Raw genomic sequence first — 15,194 nt, forward strand, 5'->3', positions numbered from 1 at the left:
CCCCCTCCATTATTCGATACTGTTTAACACCTCAGCAATGTGCATGACCTTGACTTGTTTATTTTTCCTGCTTATTCTCCCCCCGATATTCATTAAGCAGCCGCAGTCTGCCCCGATTAAATAGTCGGCATCGGTTTCCTCAATATGCCGAACTTTTTCATCAACCATTTGTTCAGATATTTGTTCCATTTTGACGGAAAACGTTCCGCCAAAGCCGCAGCAATCATATGCATTTGGAAGCGGAACCAATTCAAGCCCCTTCACGTTTGCCAGCAATTTAAATGGTGCCTCCTGAACTCCAAGAAGACGGGTCATATGACATGATGTATGATAGGTTGCTTTTCCTTTTAATGTTGCGCCCACATCTTCCAAATTTAAAACATCTACAATAAACTGTGTTAATTCATACGTCTTATTTGCAAGCTTTTGCGCCTTTTCTTTCCAAACCGGATCTTCATCAAAAATGTGCGGATATTCCTTAAACATCGTGGCACATGATCCGGAAGGTGTGACAACATAATCGGCATGTTCAAAGGTGAGAATCATATTTTTCATCGCTTCTTTTGCCGCTTGAACATATCCGCTGTTATAGGCAGGCTGTCCGCAGCAAATTTGGCTTTCCGGAAATTCTACTTCGCATCCAAGTCTTTCTAAAAGCTCAACTGTTGCTTTGCCTACTGAACCGTTAAATACATCCACTAAACATGTGACAAATAATGAAACTTTCAATTTGCTCCCCCCGCCTTGTGAAACAGTTTCAACTAAGATGTAACCCTTTTCTTTTCACTTTATCGCTTTTTTTATCTTTAGTCAACAGGTCATCTGATGACTAGAAAGGAATATGCTTGCTTTATTCATAAAAAAAGCCGCCGTGTCGATCCATTGTTTGAAGATATCATGCTTACTATTGGGATCCATGAGACGGTTTAACACCATGGCAAAAACGGCTTCGTCATACTGAGAAGCAGCCTCGGAATCATCCATGATTTTACATAATAGCCGACCAAGCCCTAACTTTTCCCATACCTTTCGGAACAGATAAACCGGCCCAAACTCTTTTGTCCAAAGCACGGAGACAGAAGAGGAAGAGCCTTGCCCGTGAATTCGGTCAAAGTAACGCTCTGAAAATTTGATTAATCCCTCGATTTATTTATCGACAGAGCCATTCTCTAATAAATGCTCTAACCTCCCTAGATTATAAAGCGTTTGTTGCCGAACTTTATTGTCTACACGAAATGTACGACATATTTGTAGATATTGACGAACAGAACCATTTTTATTTTTTGCTTATTAATTCGAATATACATATGTGGGTTTATTTGGCATGTATTTTTTTGAAAATGGCATTGAAAACTCCAAAGTATCCTCTTGTCAAATTCCGCTTCCCCCCAAAAGACCCGAAATTAGTAATTAAATTTCCTAGTCTCTATTTTTATATAACAAATTATACCATTTTCCCATATTATATATTGTGTTATTTTCGATAGAATATAAGTGTAATGATTAAAGGAGGTAATATTATGGAGAACCCTAATGAAAGATTGGATTTAGATGATATTTTAGCTATAATTGAAAAACTTCCTGAAGAAGATGCAAAATCATTTCTAAAAATAATTTATGGGAAGCTTGGAAATTTTAAATATTCTACAGAAGACATTACAAAAGAAAATATAATCAATGACATTGAAACAATTTTTAGTGAGAAAATACCTAAACTTTTGCAAATAAGAGAAGAACAAAAAAATAAATCTACATAATCTTTATGTAGATTTTTTCTTTTAAACTTAAACTGTAGATGAGTAAATTCCATTACATTTATTACCATCTTTAAAAAGAAAACAAAAATACCCTAATGCCACTCGTAACTGGTGTTTAATGGAATCTAGTGGCACTCCTCGTTGGGCTTCGTAATAAATAAACTCAGTGAGATTGTGAATTTTTCTCGATCTTACACTCGCAAGACCGGTTGAAAAATCACTTGAATGTTCTGTCATGCAATAGATATACGTAAATTGTACGATGACCCAATATCGTTTAATGGCTCGCTCATGTCGGGGCTGTCTAATAATCGATTTTCCGGCTTATAGACGCCCTTTAATGTTTTAGAAATGTTGATATATCAATGCTTATGATGTTCCGTTTTCAATGGATTTTGACTTTCTGGACAGCCCCTAATGTTTCTTTCGTTTGCCGAAAGTAGCTTTCGATCGACCAGCGTTTCGCATAGTATTCAAGAATAGCCTGATCACTCAGTTTTTGTGTCTGTACTTAAAAAACAACGCAAATGCTCGCTCGTCATCGGTTGATCGGTTTTCCAACAAAACAATACCACCGCATTTGGAATGTCGTTCAATGCCCCTTCGTAGCGATACACTCGATACGTTTCCCCTCCCACGGTCACGAGGTGGGTATCGGAAACATCGATGTAACGGGCAAATTCTTTGGCGGATTGACGAATTCCTTGTGGATACAGGATGCGGTTGGTTTTCAGTGCTGCCCAAACGGGTTTCTCCCGAAAAATTTTTTATTGCCGCAAAAAACAACAGTTCTTTTGTCAGTTCAAGTCAGAGACGGCATGTGTAAAAACGCTTGCATCATATGTCAATTCCTAGTTAAAAAGACTCTGTTTTAGCCCCTGTTTTTATATGGGCTTTATGATGTTTTTTCAAAACTTTTTCAACATTTGTCAGGTGTGCGAGCATTAAATGCTGTGCTTCTTCCGCGTTTTGTTGTTCAATTGCTGTAAAGATGGCTTTATGCTCTTGAAAAATTCGTTCTGCGGTTACTTGTTCTGAATAAAGCCAAATTTTTCGTGTTTCCCGCATCGTTTCAACAATCATGTCGGCTACATTGTTCATTAAGCTTAATAAAATGGGGTTTTGCGTAGCGGCTGCGATCGCTTTATGAAACTTCCAATCCGCTTTTTCTCCTAATTCTTCATCGTTTATATGGATAAGCATTTCGTCAAGCGCAGCTTTCATATCATGAAGATTTTGCTCCGTCCGCTTTGCTGCAGCAGTAAATGCAGCACCGACTTCTAATATTTTTCTAACCTCTAATAAATGTTCAATATCTTTCATATTCATTAACGCCGCTGTCGAAAGAGAAAACGTGAATGACATGGGATCAAACTCTTTTACAAACGTTCCTTCCCCTTGTTTCATTTCAACAATCCCCATTGCTCGTAATGCGCTTAATGCTTCACGAATCGCTGCACGGCCGACTTGAAAATTTTCAGCAAGCTGATGAACGGATTCCAATTTTTCTCCAGGTTTTATTTCTCCTTTTTTAATCATATCTAAAAGGGCTTCCGCCACTTCTTCATAAAGCTTTCTCGGTTTGATTTGTTTATATTCCATTTGCTTCACCCCAAAGTTCAACTAAACAAAATGAAGTCCAAAATATCGGTACATTTATTTTACTGGAAAAGACTTATAAAAATCAAAGTGTTGGCGAAAAAATAACAGCGTCTCACCATAAACTTTTTCTTTTTTGACAACTTTTTTGGAAGGAATCATAGACCTGTGTCTACGAAATCGCGCAAATGACTGAATGAAACTTCATCATAAAAAAAGAGAAATTTGTCTAAACTCTTAAACAATGCTTCATCGTTACGAACGTCTAATACGTAACTCACTTTTACTGTACCAGTTAAAATGACAAAACAATCGACGAATATGCTTTATAGCCGTAGACTTGTTAAGGTGATTGATAGAAACGGAAAAGAACGCGAACGAAAAACTTATCAAATGGGTGAATCCCTGCTTCTTCTTATTTGAAAAGAATATGTTACAATAATGTAGAAAATCGCTACTTCTCAATATCCATTATGAAAAAGGTGTGGAAATATGAACATCATTGTCAGTTCATTAAATGCCAAATACATTCATATGAACTTGGCTATACGTTATTTAAAAGCATATGCCGAGCCAGAATTTCAAGTTCAAATGGCAGAATATACGATAAAAGATCCCGCGATGAACATTGTAACAGATTTGTTTCGAAAAAAACCGGACATAATCGGTTTTAGCTGTTACATATGGAACATTGCAGAAACAATCAAAGTGGCGAAAATACTGAAAAAAATAAAGCCGGAAACCATCATTGTCTTTGGTGGGCCTGAAGTATCCTATGATACGAAAGAATGGCTTGAAAAAATCCCAGAGATTGATTTTATTATCGTAGGAGAAGGGGAAGAAACGTTTAAGCAGTTTTTGCGGGAAGCACATGGAAACCAAGAATGGGAAAACGTGAGCGGTTTAGCTTTTCGAAAAGACGGAGCAGTCATTGTAAATCCGCAGAGAAACAAAATTGATCTGCGAATGATGCCGTCGCCTTTTCGATTTGAAGAAGATGTGCCACATCTTAGCAAACGGATTGTTTATATTGAAACGAGCCGCGGCTGTCCCTTCAACTGCCAATTTTGCTTATCTTCCATTGAGGTTGGGGTTCGTTATTTTGATCGGGAGAAAATCAAGGAAGATATTCGCTATTTAATGAAAAACGGTGCGAAAACAATTAAATTTGTCGACCGAACGTTTAACATCAGCCGGAAATATGCGATGGACATGTTTCAATTTTTAATTGATGAACATGTTCCGGGCGTCGTGTTCCAGTTCGAAATAACTGGCGACATTATGCGCCCGGAAGTGATTCAGTTTTTAAATGACAACGCACCGAAAGGACTTTTCCGATTCGAGATCGGCGTTCAATCAACAAACGATTTCACAAACGAATTAGTGAAACGGAAGCAAAACTTCGCAAAACTGTCCAGAACGGTGACGATGATCAAACAAGGCGGAAAAATAGATCAGCACCTTGATTTAATTGCCGGACTTCCTGAAGAAGACTACAACTCTTTTCGAAAAACTTTTAACGATGTGTTTGCATTAAGACCTGAAGAACTGCAGCTTGGTTTTTTAAAAATGCTCAGAGGGACTGGTCTTCGAATTGGAGCTAAACATTTTGGCTACGTGTATATGGATGAACCGCCATACGAAATTTTAAGCAACAACGTTCTCTCTTTTGAAGATATTCTCAAAATTAAACAGGTGGAAGATGTTCTTGAGAAATTTTGGAACGACCATCGAATGGACGCGACAGTAGAATATTTAGTAGAAGAAGTGTTTGAGACGCCTTTTGATTTCTTTCAAGAATTTGGCGCCTACTGGGATGAACGCGGATGGGCAAGAATTGGTCATCAGCTCGAAGATTTGTTTCGAAGATTATTTTCGTTTATTCAAGAACGCAAACGAGAACATTTGCCAATTGTTGAAGGGTTTCTGAAATACGATTATTTGCGCAATCAGAAGCAAAAGCCGCGAAAGCCATGGTGGGATGAAAAGCTTAAAAAACAGGAGCAATCAGCAATCTATCAATTTGTCCTGTCCAACCCTGAAATGCTTGGAAAAACCTTTTTAAATCTGTCTCTTTCGGAAAAAGATTTATATAAGCATACGGTTTTAGAAATTCTTCCATTTAATCCTGAGCTGTATTTGCAAAAAAAGATATTAGTAAAAGAGCCGGCAATTTTGTTAGTTTATTACAACTATAGCGATCACCAGCCGCATATGTTTTCTTTTCCGTATACTGCGCTGAAAAAGGTGAGGGAAGCTTAACATCCCTCACCTTTTGTTTTTGTTTTTCTTTTGTTTTCTTCTAAAATATCGTAAATTTTCGCAGCATTAAAATCTCCCAGTTCATTGCCAAATTCCAAATCTTGTTTCACATCTTTTTTGTTCTTTACGTTTTTATTATGTTCCATGTGCTTTCCCCTTTTTTGAATTTCGGTTAGCCCCTTTCATCGGGTCTTCATCTGTATAGGATGCTGAAAATTCTTTTTCAGGAAGGCTTTCTGTCGGTGTTTTGCTCGTTTTTTCTGCTTGATTATATGCTTGTTTCCTCTTCAATCTGCATCCTCCTTTCTTTTTTATCTTTTTCAGAAACAAACCATTTATTCAGCTGTTTCTATAAAAGATGGAAAAAGGGATGTGCTTCCATATGGATGCCCGATCGTCAATGCTTAAGTTTTTTCTTGCTCCGCAAGGGTATTTTGTGCTTCTTTTATAACGGGTTAAGCGGCAATTTTGATGCTTTATACTTCAAGCTATTCGGCAATTTTGGACCGTTTTCTGTTTTGCAGCTAAAAAAAGTGATGATTTAGCACTTTGTTTGCATAAAAAAAGAACCGCTCTTATTTGGCGTAATTTCGTAAAACTGCCAAACAATGAAAGAAGCGATTCATGACAACACTGAAATTCGTTTATTCTATTCATCTTCGCAATGGATGGTTGACCTTTTTTACTTTCTAGCTTTGAAAATATTTTTTACTTTTGAAACCACGTAATGGCTTCCTCCGCGATCTTCAACACGTTCAATCATCATCGTTATTAAAAGATCTTTTTTATCCGCATCAACAGCAACAAACCAACCGTTTTCCTGACCTTTTTCTCCTTTTGCCGCTTTCAGCTCTGCCGTTCCTGTTTTTCCAGCCAGCTTCAATCCTGGAGTTCGAGGTTTATATGCCGTTCCGTTCGGATCCTCCACCACTTGAATCAAATCTTGAAAAATCAAATTCGCATGTTCCTTTGAAACAACATGGCTTTTCCAATTGGATGGTGTCTTCTCTTCTTCTTTTATTAATACGGGCTTAATCATGTTTCCGCCATTAATAAATACTGTAAAGGTGTATGCTAAATGCAGAGGAGTGATTTGAATTTGTCCCTGTCCATATCCAGAATCGGCTAAAAGCACTTCATTATCCATACCGTTATTTGCAATTTTCGATGTTTCAACAGGAAACGGAAAATCAATTTTTTCATGAAATGCAAAGGACTCTAGTCCTTTTATAAATTTTTCGGCTCCAATATTTAAAGCAGCCTGGGCGAAGTAAATATTATCTGAATAGGCAAGAGCAGCGCGCAAATCAACTTGTGTTGCAGGGGATGGAACCCGCTTAATATAATAATTGCCCCAGCTCCCGTCTTTTTGCCAAGTATCTTTTGGAATGGAAATCTTTTTATTCGGATCAATCGTTCCGGTATTGAGCCCAATCGCTGCTGTGAGCGGCTTTAAAACAGAACCAGGTGTATACAAATTTTTGAACTTAGCCATAAACGGTTTATTCGGATCATCTTTTTTCTTCTTGTATTCCGTCAGAAAATCGTTCGGATCATAGGACGGCGCACTGACCATAGCCAGAGTTTCTCCGGTTTTTGGATTGATTGCGACACTTGCACCTGAATCAGTTGATAATTCTTTGTAAATATTTTGCTGAAGATCAGCATCAATTGTAAGGTAAATATCGTTTCCGTTCTCAGCTTCTTTTTTGGCGATCACTTCATCTGTTCCTTTTACTTTGATGATCCAGCCTGTCGTTCCGTGCAGCTCCTCTTCAAAAACTTGCTCCAATCCAGCTGCGCCAATTTGCTCAGAAGAGCTGTACCCTTTTTCCTCATATTTCTCAAGCTCTTCTTTATACATTGACCGCAAATAGCCAGTCAAGTGGGCAGCGCTCTCGCCAAAAGGATACATTCTTCCCGTTACATTTTTTTTCTTAACGGAAGGAATGGCTAAAAGTTTGTTGACAAGCTCTGTATCAGCCGGATTTACGATTTTCAGCGGGACGAATGAGTCCTCCTTCACCCAGCCTTGGGATAATTTTCTCTCAATTTCCTCCTTGGAAACTTCAAGAAGCTTCGCTGTTTGTTCCAAAATGGTTTCTTTTTGCTCTTTCATTTCTCCCGGTACTACACCGATTTCAAACAACAGGCCATTGATGGCAAGTCCTTTTCCATTTCGGTCAAAAATCTCCCCTCTTTCCGGCGCGATAGGCTGGATGGAAATTTCTTCTCCCTCATCAAGCTGAGGAAAAATAAAGGAAGGATTCCATTCAATTCGCCAATCGTTTCCATTATCTGTTTCTTCTTTTTTTAAAACGGCTTTGTTTTCAAAGCTTATTTTCCCCGCTAATGTTTCCATTGAAACAGCAAATGGGAATGTAATATTTCCGTTTTTATCAGGCTTTATTTCTTCTTTCGGTTTCTTAAAGTCGATTTTCAGCTGTTTCACACCTGAATCTTGATAAATTTTCTCATAGCGGGAAACAAATTCGTCTTTTTTGATATTTTTTTTCACATTGGCAGTCAATTGGTCATACATTTCCGAAAAATTTTGGTCTCTCCAATTGGCAACAAAGTCTGCAAAACGATCCTCCGGCTCTGGATCTTTAGAACATCCCGAAAAAAGCACCAGCACGACAAAAACACTAAAAAAAAGCTTTCGAATCCGCACAAAAATTCCCCCTCTCCCCTATGATTTTATGACAATTCTTTTTTATCCAATAATTACCCGTTCTTTCGGATAATGATAATTGGCTTCCTTCCTCTGTTTTCCAATTAAAAAAATAAACGATAAAATGCCGATCCGACCAATAAACATCATGATCATGATTATGATTTTTCCGATCGGACTAAGTTCAGATGTAATGCCAAGCGAAAGCCCTGTTGTTCCAAAGGCTGAACAAACTTCAAAGATAATTTCCATTAACGTAAACCGTTCTGTTGCAGATAATATGACAATCGAAGTTAAGCACAAAATAACAGAAACTGTCATAACGGCAATTGATTTTTTTATATCATCTGGGTGTATTTCCCGTTTAAATACTTTCACCGTGCTGGAGCCTTTCGCAAAATGAAAGGCAACTAGCAAAATGACTGCAACGGTAGTCGTTCGAACACCGCCACCCACAGAGCTTGGCGAAGCACCTATAAACATAAATATGGACATAATCAGCAAAGTCGTCTCGCTGAACATGCTGACATCCATTGTATAAAGCCCTGTGCTCCTTGTGGTAGCTGATTGAAACAGAGCATAGAAGAAAGATTCAAGAAAACTTTTATCAGATAAATAATTGCTTGATTCTATTAGATAGATCAGGATTGTTCCAATAACGACCAATGCGAAAAATGTCACAGTTGTCAATTTTGTGTACAAGGAAAACCGGTATGTCCTTTTTGTTCCAATTGTCAAAATAAAGTTTTTTGTCTCAATCAAAACTGGAAATCCGATAGCTCCCAGCGTCATTAAAATAATATGAACCATTTGGACAAAATAATCATGTGCAAAAGGTACAAGCGACGAACCGCTTATATCAAAGCCGGCATTCGTTGTGGCGCTGATGGCAGAAAACATGCCATGCAAATAAGCTTCCTTCCATTCCGGAAAATATTTTAAATAATATGTGCCTAATATGATGGTGCCGATCAGTTCAATAATCAAAATCATCAACATAATTTGCCTCATTAAATTTACAATGCCGGACAAATTCAATTGATTTTGATCAACCATGATCAACTGACGTTCCCTTAAGCCTATTTTTTTGCCTAAAACGAACCAAAACAATGTGCCCAACGTCATGATGCCGATGCCGCCAATTTGGAGAACAATCATTAAAATAAAAATCCCCGGAACGGTAAACGTATCAATGATTGAAACAGTTGTCAGCCCTGTTACACTTACTGCACTAACAGCAGTAAACAATGCATCCAAAAACGTCCATTCGGCATCCGGTTTGTGAACAAACGGCAAACTGAGCAAAATGACCGCAACTGTGATAGCTAAAAAATAAAAAATAGCAAGCATCTGAGCTGGTGATAGTGAAACTAATCGATTACGAATATTTACTAGCATCCTTGTTCAATCCTTTTTTTTACTGCTCATACTATCATAAAGAAAGTACAAGTTTTTTTAAAGAGGTTTTTCCAATTTTGATCATCGAAACTAAAAAATTTGTTATTGTGCCAATTTCTACAAATTCATACTCAAGAAAAATTTATCTGAACTTATTAATTCCATATAAAATGCTTGTTTTTTTATATCTTTTTATTAAAAATAAGGGTAGGCTGTTTAATAAAGGGGGATGTTATGGGAAAAATTCAATTGCGTCGTTCCGTTATGGTTCAATTATTACTATCTTTAAAAGGAATACACGAATTATCCCCTGAAGAAGTGATGAAACAACAATTGCCCTCTGATCAAACAAACCAAATACCTGGCTTCATCAAAAAATTGAGCAAACAAAGAGACAAAGGAGAGCTTGGACTGTCAACGAATGAAATCGTCATCTTAGGAAATTTTTGCGAACTAACTTCCTTGAAATCAACTTCCGTTCAAAATTGGGTCAAGCGTGATATAAAAGAAATCATCGGTCCTCCTGAACTTGGAAAAAAATACTCGGTCGAACAAGCTGCTTTATTGTTAATTGTAAAAGATTTAAAAACCATATTCGACTTTGAAACTGTCCGTTCCTTATTGATGAAAGTTTTTAATACGATTTCCGACCGGAATGATGATTTAATCAGTCCGTTAATGTTTTATAAATTATATACAGATGTGTTGGAACAAGTAAAAAATGTCGAGATCGACAACAACCGGCAGTTTGAAAAAAAACTTTTCGTACAAACAAAAAGGCTTCTTCAAAAACAAACTTCTTTATCGGAAGCTCAAAGCGACAGCATTTGCCATGTGACGGTTGCTGCGGTATTGGCTGTTTTAACGTATCATTTTCAAACAAGGGCAAAAGCGTTCATCGATAAAGAAAGCGAATCGACAAAAAATAGATAATAACTAACTTTTAGATCGGGAATTGCGGTTGTGCAATTCCCGAAGTTATTTTCGGGCTTGACTACTTTTAGCCGAACCTTTTATGTAAAATTCGAGAGCCCTCATGTCTTCAAGCAATTCCTTTTTCATTCGTTCAAAAGCTGTATAACGTTCGTATGTAAAATCCATTTTTTCTTCCATCATCTTGACCATTTCATGAAAATGGTTTGAAATTCTTTGTAAGCTATTTTCCATCATGTTAAGATAAACATCATTTTTTTGATGATTCAAATAAGTCCCCTCCTTATAGCAGCCAATACCTATATAATAACAAAGAAACGGCAAAGGGCAACATTTTTAAGGGAGCGTGAAATCACATAGAAAAGTTAAGAAATGTGGCGAGAAAGACAAGAAAAGAGGGATTTCTAATTTTACAATTGCAGTTGTCGCAGCACAAGATAGAAATGGCAATATGATTGCTCGAAAAACAGGAACAGGGCGTGTGAAAGCCGAAGAAATTGAACTGTGATAGGTGAGTTTATTCATCCTTCCGCTTTGCTATGCACTGATACAGCAACGAATTATAAGAAGCTTGCCAAATTGAAGGGGGTGTTTGTCAATGAACGCCAAAAGCAACGTGTTAAGGAAGGAATTTATCTTATTCAACACGTTAACAATTTCCACAATCGCTTGAAAGGTTGGGTGGAAAGGTTCTAAAGGGTTGGAACTCGTTATTTGGATCACTGCCTTTATTAGTTCCGTTGATTAATAAAGAAAGGATTTAACATTTGATAAACGTGTTATTTCAGCTTGTCAAAAATCAAATTATACAACTAAGAAGTGCATAATAAAAGACCTCAAAGCACTCTCCTTACTTTAAGAATATTGATGCGGCTATAAAACCTATTATGATCGCAAGAATAAGTATTCCAGTACCCTTCCAACCTAAACTACCTACTAAATCAGCAAGGTTTCCAGTTTCAGCTCTATTAAACGCATCGCTTATATTTCCAGTTGGGTTTCGTATTAATTCTTCTCGTCTTAGTCTTTCTCTTCTTCTTCCAGGTGTTTCTTTGTCTTCGCTCATTATCACACCCCCATTTTTGTAATACTAACATATGTTCTTCATACTCTTTACATAAATCTTACCTTAAGGTTTATAACATAATTTTAACACATTATGGTAATTTAACAAATTTTCATATAAAAAATCTTTTAGAGAACAGCCTTTACTAAAAATAAACAATGAAATGATCAAAACTAAAGACGCTCCGGACCATGTAAAAATGATAAAAGGGGGTGTCTAATAAGTCGTTTTTACGGCTTATTGACGCCCCCCATTAATGTGTTAGAAACGTTGATATATCGGTGTTTATGATTTTTTGTTTTCAATGGCGATTTGACTTTCTGTACAGCCCCTCTTAAAATAGATCATTCCACACCTTTTGTCCATTCTGCCACTTTACCTTGATTTGCTTCGACCCAATCTTCTGCTGCTTTAGCAGGATCACTGCCTTCTGAAATTTCCAACATGACTTGTTCAATATCTTCAGCAGTCCATGAGAATTGATCCAAAATTTTATATGCTTTCGGCATATCTTCTTTTAATCCCTTTCGAACGATTGTGGATATATGTTCTTCTTTCCCAAAGGAGCCTTTCGGATCTTCCAAAAATTTTAAGTCATATGCAGCAAATTTCCAATGCGGGGACCAGCCTGTAACGACAATTGGTTCTTTATTTTTATAAGCTTCCCCTAAAGCCGTTGCCATAGCTCCGCTTGAAGATGTTTGGACTTGCCAGCCTTTTAGGCTTTCATATGTTTTAACAGCGTTTTCCGCTGATTTTACAACGCCCGCTCCAGGTTCAATGCCTGTAATCGTTTTGTTTAATTTGCCAGCATATTGATCGAGCTCTTCAATTGATTGAATGTCCATATATTTCGGAACGACGAGCCCGATTTTCGCACCTTCCAAGTTTGGACCTAAATCCTCCAGCTGATCTTTATATTCTTTATATAAATCTCCGTGAGTAGCCGGCAGCCAGGCGGCAACCATGCCGTCTGCCTCACCTTTTGCAACAGATTCCCACATAACAGCATTATCAACAGGTGTAATGTCCACATCGAATCCTTGATCTTCTAAAACTTTTTTGATGACATGGGCGGAGGCGACTTCCGTATCCCATTCCACGTAAACCAATTTTATTTTTCCTTCATCTGCCGCCCCGCCTTCAGATCCCCCGTTTGATCCGCAGCCAGCCACTAAAAGCGACAAGGAAATTCCGGCAACAAGTCCTAGGCGTTTCCAAATTCGTTTAAACATAAATATCAAAACTCCTTTTTAATTTTTCAATTCGAAAAGAGACCAACTTGCTATACATGATCATGCTTCTTGTTCATGCTTTGAGTGAAGCGGTCGATAATGATGGCTAATATGACAATACCGATACCTGCAACAAATCCGGGACCAATTTGAGCGCGCTGCAAAGCGGATAACACGTTTCTTCCAAGTCCCGGCGCTCCAATCATCGAGGCAATGACAACCATTGATAATGCCAGCATGACGGTTTGATTGATTCCGGCCATAATTGTGGCTCTCGCCATCGGCAGTTCTACTTTAAATAGTTTTTGAACTGCTGTGCTACCGAATGCATCAGAAGCTTCAATCAATTCTTTCGGCACCTGGCGAATTCCTAAATTCGTAAAACGAACGGTAGGAGGTGTCGCGAAAATTAATGATGCAAACACTCCCGGCACCATGCCGATACCAAAAAAAGCAACGGCAGGTATTAAGTAGACAAATGCAGGCATCGTTTGCATAAAATCCAAGATAGGAGTAATCATTGCTTCCGCTGTTCTGCTTTTAGACATTAAAATACCTATTGGAATACCGATGATGACGGATAATAAACTTGCGATCAAAACTAAAGTAAATGTACTTATTAAATGATCCCAAAGCTCTTGGTTGTAAATAAACCAAAGGCCGACGATGGAAAATGCCGGCAGGCCAAACTTTTTTCCGCTTATAAAAAAGGCAATAACGGCAACGATCAATATGACTAGAACAGGCGGCACAGCCCCCAACAAATCCGCCACATATTCCATTAAATCCTCAAAATATTTTTTTAACGGATCAAACAAAAACGAAAAAGAATTTGTCACCCAGTCCGTAAATTGTTTGATCTTTTCCGCAACTGGAATTTTCGGAACAAAATCCAACACATTATTCAGCACTGTTTGTGCTCACCTCGCTTTCACCTGCAAGAGCCGCGATGACTGACCCGCGAACGATGATCCCTATTAATTTTTCCTTTTCGACTACTGCTACTGGTATCGGCGAGTCGTGGATGACCGTAAAAATATCATACATTGGAGTGTCCTTTTCAACCTTCGGAACATTTGTCCGCAATATTTCTTCAATATCACGAACATCTTTTTTTCTTGCTTCTGATGCATCATCAGCTGTTACATAACCTTTTAGATTCCGTTTGCTGTCAACAACGAAAATGGTGGATATCCCTTCTTCTCTCATTCTTTCCAATGCAACACGCGGTCCATGCTTTTCAATATTGATCGTTTCGGGCCGTTTCATAATATGCTGCGCCGTCAATATTTTCGATCTGTCTACATCTTCAACGAATTTTTCGACATAGTCGTTTGCCGGATTCATTAAAATCTCTTCGGGCGTACCGATTTGCACAATCGATCCGTCTTTCATTAAGGCAATCCGGTCTCCAAGCCGCAAAGCTTCATCTAAATCATGTGTAATAAATATAATGGTTTTCTTCATCGTCCCTTGAAGATCGAGCAATTCATCCTGCATTTCTTTTCGGATAAGCGGATCCAAGGCTGAAAAGGCCTCATCCATCAACAGCACTTCAGGATCATTTGCCAATGCTCTCGCAAGTCCTACGCGCTGCTGCATTCCGCCTGACAGCTGATTAGGCTTTTGCTCCAAATATTGTCCTAATCCGACCATTTCAAGCGCTTTGATTGCCTTCTCCCTTCGTTCTTCTTTTGGGACCTTTTGAATTTCAAGTCCGAATTCTGCATTTTCTAAAACCGTTCGGTGCGGAAATAGGGCAAATCGTTGAAAAACCATGCTGATTTTTTTTCTCCGCACCTCTCGCAATGATTTTTTATCCATTTTTGATAAATTGTCCCCATCGATAAAAATGCTTCCTTTAGTCGGTTCAATCAACCGGTTGAGCAATCTTATCAATGTTGATTTGCCGCTTCCAGACAACCCCATAATGACGAAAATTTCTCCAGCCTCAACGGAAAAGGAAGCGCGATTCACTCCCACTGTATGTCCGGTTTTTTGTAAAATTTCATGCTTTGAAAATCCTTCATCTAATAGCTTCAATGCTTGAGCGGGGTTTTTACCAAAAATTTTTGTTAAATTTTTCACCTCAATGATCGGCATTTTTCCACCCCTTTTTCTAAAATTCAATACTTTCAAAATAATACGCCGATAAAATTGTCATACTAAGCTTTAATAGCTCATAATAAAAATATGTAAACCCGAACGATTCGTTGCTTTATAAGTATAACTAATTTTTCTTGATGGACACAAACGCGGTATATAGCGGA

Annotated in this window: 14 protein-coding genes and 3 pseudogenes; 4 read left to right on the top strand and 13 right to left on the bottom strand. The window is 38.0% G+C overall.

Features of this window, described 5'->3' with window-relative positions; genetic code table 11:
* Positions 1–9 precede the first annotated feature (9 nt).
* Entirely contained in the window at positions 10–729 is a 720-nt protein-coding gene (locus NSQ61_RS08685) for a (Fe-S)-binding protein (RefSeq protein WP_063389374.1), read from the bottom strand.
* Between the two features lie 141 nt (positions 730–870).
* A pseudogene (locus NSQ61_RS20265) lies at positions 871–1,307 on the bottom strand (IS1634 family transposase); the annotation flags it as partial.
* A gap of 213 nt (positions 1,308–1,520) precedes the next feature.
* Between NSQ61_RS20265 and NSQ61_RS08690 the strand changes: the two are divergent.
* Complete coding sequence (locus tag NSQ61_RS08690; protein WP_130157746.1) at positions 1,521–1,757, top strand: hypothetical protein; 237 nt, start codon at positions 1,521–1,523, stop codon at positions 1,755–1,757.
* A 96-nt stretch (positions 1,758–1,853) separates the two neighbouring features.
* On the opposite strand, the pseudogene NSQ61_RS20270 reads toward NSQ61_RS08690, so the two are convergent.
* Both NSQ61_RS20270 and NSQ61_RS08700 read right to left on the bottom strand, forming a co-directional pair.
* A pseudogene (locus NSQ61_RS20270) lies at positions 1,854–2,503 on the bottom strand (hypothetical protein); the annotation flags it as partial.
* 109 nt (positions 2,504–2,612) lie between these two features.
* A complete protein-coding gene (locus NSQ61_RS08700; protein ID WP_063389375.1) occupies positions 2,613–3,359 on the bottom strand; it encodes a FadR/GntR family transcriptional regulator in 747 nt (248 codons plus the stop codon).
* A gap of 489 nt (positions 3,360–3,848) precedes the next feature.
* Here NSQ61_RS08700 and NSQ61_RS08705 point away from each other — a divergent pair, with 489 nt between their 5' ends.
* On the top strand, positions 3,849–5,618 hold the full coding sequence (locus NSQ61_RS08705; protein WP_340806753.1) for a B12-binding domain-containing radical SAM protein: 1,770 nt from the start codon (positions 3,849–3,851) through the stop codon (positions 5,616–5,618).
* Here NSQ61_RS08705 and NSQ61_RS08710 read toward each other — a convergent pair.
* The 4 genes from NSQ61_RS08710 to NSQ61_RS08725 form a co-directional block, all read right to left on the bottom strand.
* Positions 5,615–5,764: a hypothetical protein gene (locus tag NSQ61_RS08710; protein WP_186439327.1), complete on the bottom strand. Its 150-nt coding sequence runs from the start codon at positions 5,762–5,764 to the stop codon at positions 5,615–5,617. The genes NSQ61_RS08705 and NSQ61_RS08710 overlap by 4 nt on opposite strands.
* Positions 5,754–5,909, bottom strand: a complete 156-nt coding sequence (locus tag NSQ61_RS08715; protein ID WP_162877044.1) for a hypothetical protein — start codon at positions 5,907–5,909, stop codon at positions 5,754–5,756. The genes NSQ61_RS08710 and NSQ61_RS08715 overlap by 11 nt, the downstream gene beginning before the upstream one ends.
* Positions 5,910–6,300: 391 nt before the next feature.
* Complete coding sequence (locus NSQ61_RS08720; protein ID WP_445659449.1) at positions 6,301–8,292, bottom strand: penicillin-binding transpeptidase domain-containing protein; 1,992 nt, start codon at positions 8,290–8,292, stop codon at positions 6,301–6,303.
* A 42-nt stretch (positions 8,293–8,334) separates the two neighbouring features.
* Positions 8,335–9,690 (bottom strand): TrkH family potassium uptake protein, encoded by a 1,356-nt coding sequence (locus tag NSQ61_RS08725; protein WP_066250816.1) that lies wholly within the window; start codon positions 9,688–9,690, stop codon positions 8,335–8,337.
* A 234-nt stretch (positions 9,691–9,924) separates the two neighbouring features.
* On the opposite strand from NSQ61_RS08725, the gene NSQ61_RS08730 reads away from it, so the two are divergent.
* Positions 9,925–10,623 (top strand): DUF1836 domain-containing protein, encoded by a 699-nt coding sequence (locus NSQ61_RS08730; RefSeq protein ID WP_340806757.1) that lies wholly within the window; start codon positions 9,925–9,927, stop codon positions 10,621–10,623.
* 45 nt (positions 10,624–10,668) lie between these two features.
* Here NSQ61_RS08730 and NSQ61_RS08735 read toward each other — a convergent pair whose 3' ends face one another.
* Positions 10,669–10,893, bottom strand: a complete 225-nt coding sequence (locus NSQ61_RS08735) for a hypothetical protein (RefSeq protein WP_063389379.1) — start codon at positions 10,891–10,893, stop codon at positions 10,669–10,671.
* Between the two features lie 88 nt (positions 10,894–10,981).
* Between NSQ61_RS08735 and NSQ61_RS08740 the strand changes: the two are divergent.
* A pseudogene (locus tag NSQ61_RS08740) lies at positions 10,982–11,482 on the top strand (IS1595 family transposase); the annotation flags it as partial.
* Here the strand turns inward: NSQ61_RS08740 and NSQ61_RS08745 are convergent.
* From NSQ61_RS08745 to NSQ61_RS08760, 4 genes are all read right to left on the bottom strand, one after another.
* Complete coding sequence (locus tag NSQ61_RS08745) at positions 11,474–11,689, bottom strand: DUF6366 family protein (RefSeq protein WP_339211279.1); 216 nt, start codon at positions 11,687–11,689, stop codon at positions 11,474–11,476. The pseudogene NSQ61_RS08740 and the gene NSQ61_RS08745 overlap by 9 nt on opposite strands.
* 344 nt (positions 11,690–12,033) lie before the next feature.
* Positions 12,034–12,924 (bottom strand): glycine betaine ABC transporter substrate-binding protein, encoded by an 891-nt coding sequence (locus tag NSQ61_RS08750; RefSeq protein WP_340806760.1) that lies wholly within the window; start codon positions 12,922–12,924, stop codon positions 12,034–12,036.
* Positions 12,925–12,974: 50 nt separating this feature from the next.
* Positions 12,975–13,835, bottom strand: coding sequence for an ABC transporter permease (locus tag NSQ61_RS08755; protein WP_277986810.1), 861 nt, complete (start codon positions 13,833–13,835; stop codon positions 12,975–12,977).
* Complete coding sequence (locus tag NSQ61_RS08760) at positions 13,825–15,027, bottom strand: quaternary amine ABC transporter ATP-binding protein (protein ID WP_063389382.1); 1,203 nt, start codon at positions 15,025–15,027, stop codon at positions 13,825–13,827. Before NSQ61_RS08760 ends, NSQ61_RS08755 begins: the two co-directional genes overlap by 11 nt.
* Positions 15,028–15,194 lie beyond the last annotated feature (167 nt).

Source organism: Aeribacillus sp. FSL K6-1121 (assembly GCF_038003725.1).
Classification (GTDB): domain Bacteria; phylum Bacillota; class Bacilli; order Bacillales; family Aeribacillaceae; genus Aeribacillus; species Aeribacillus composti.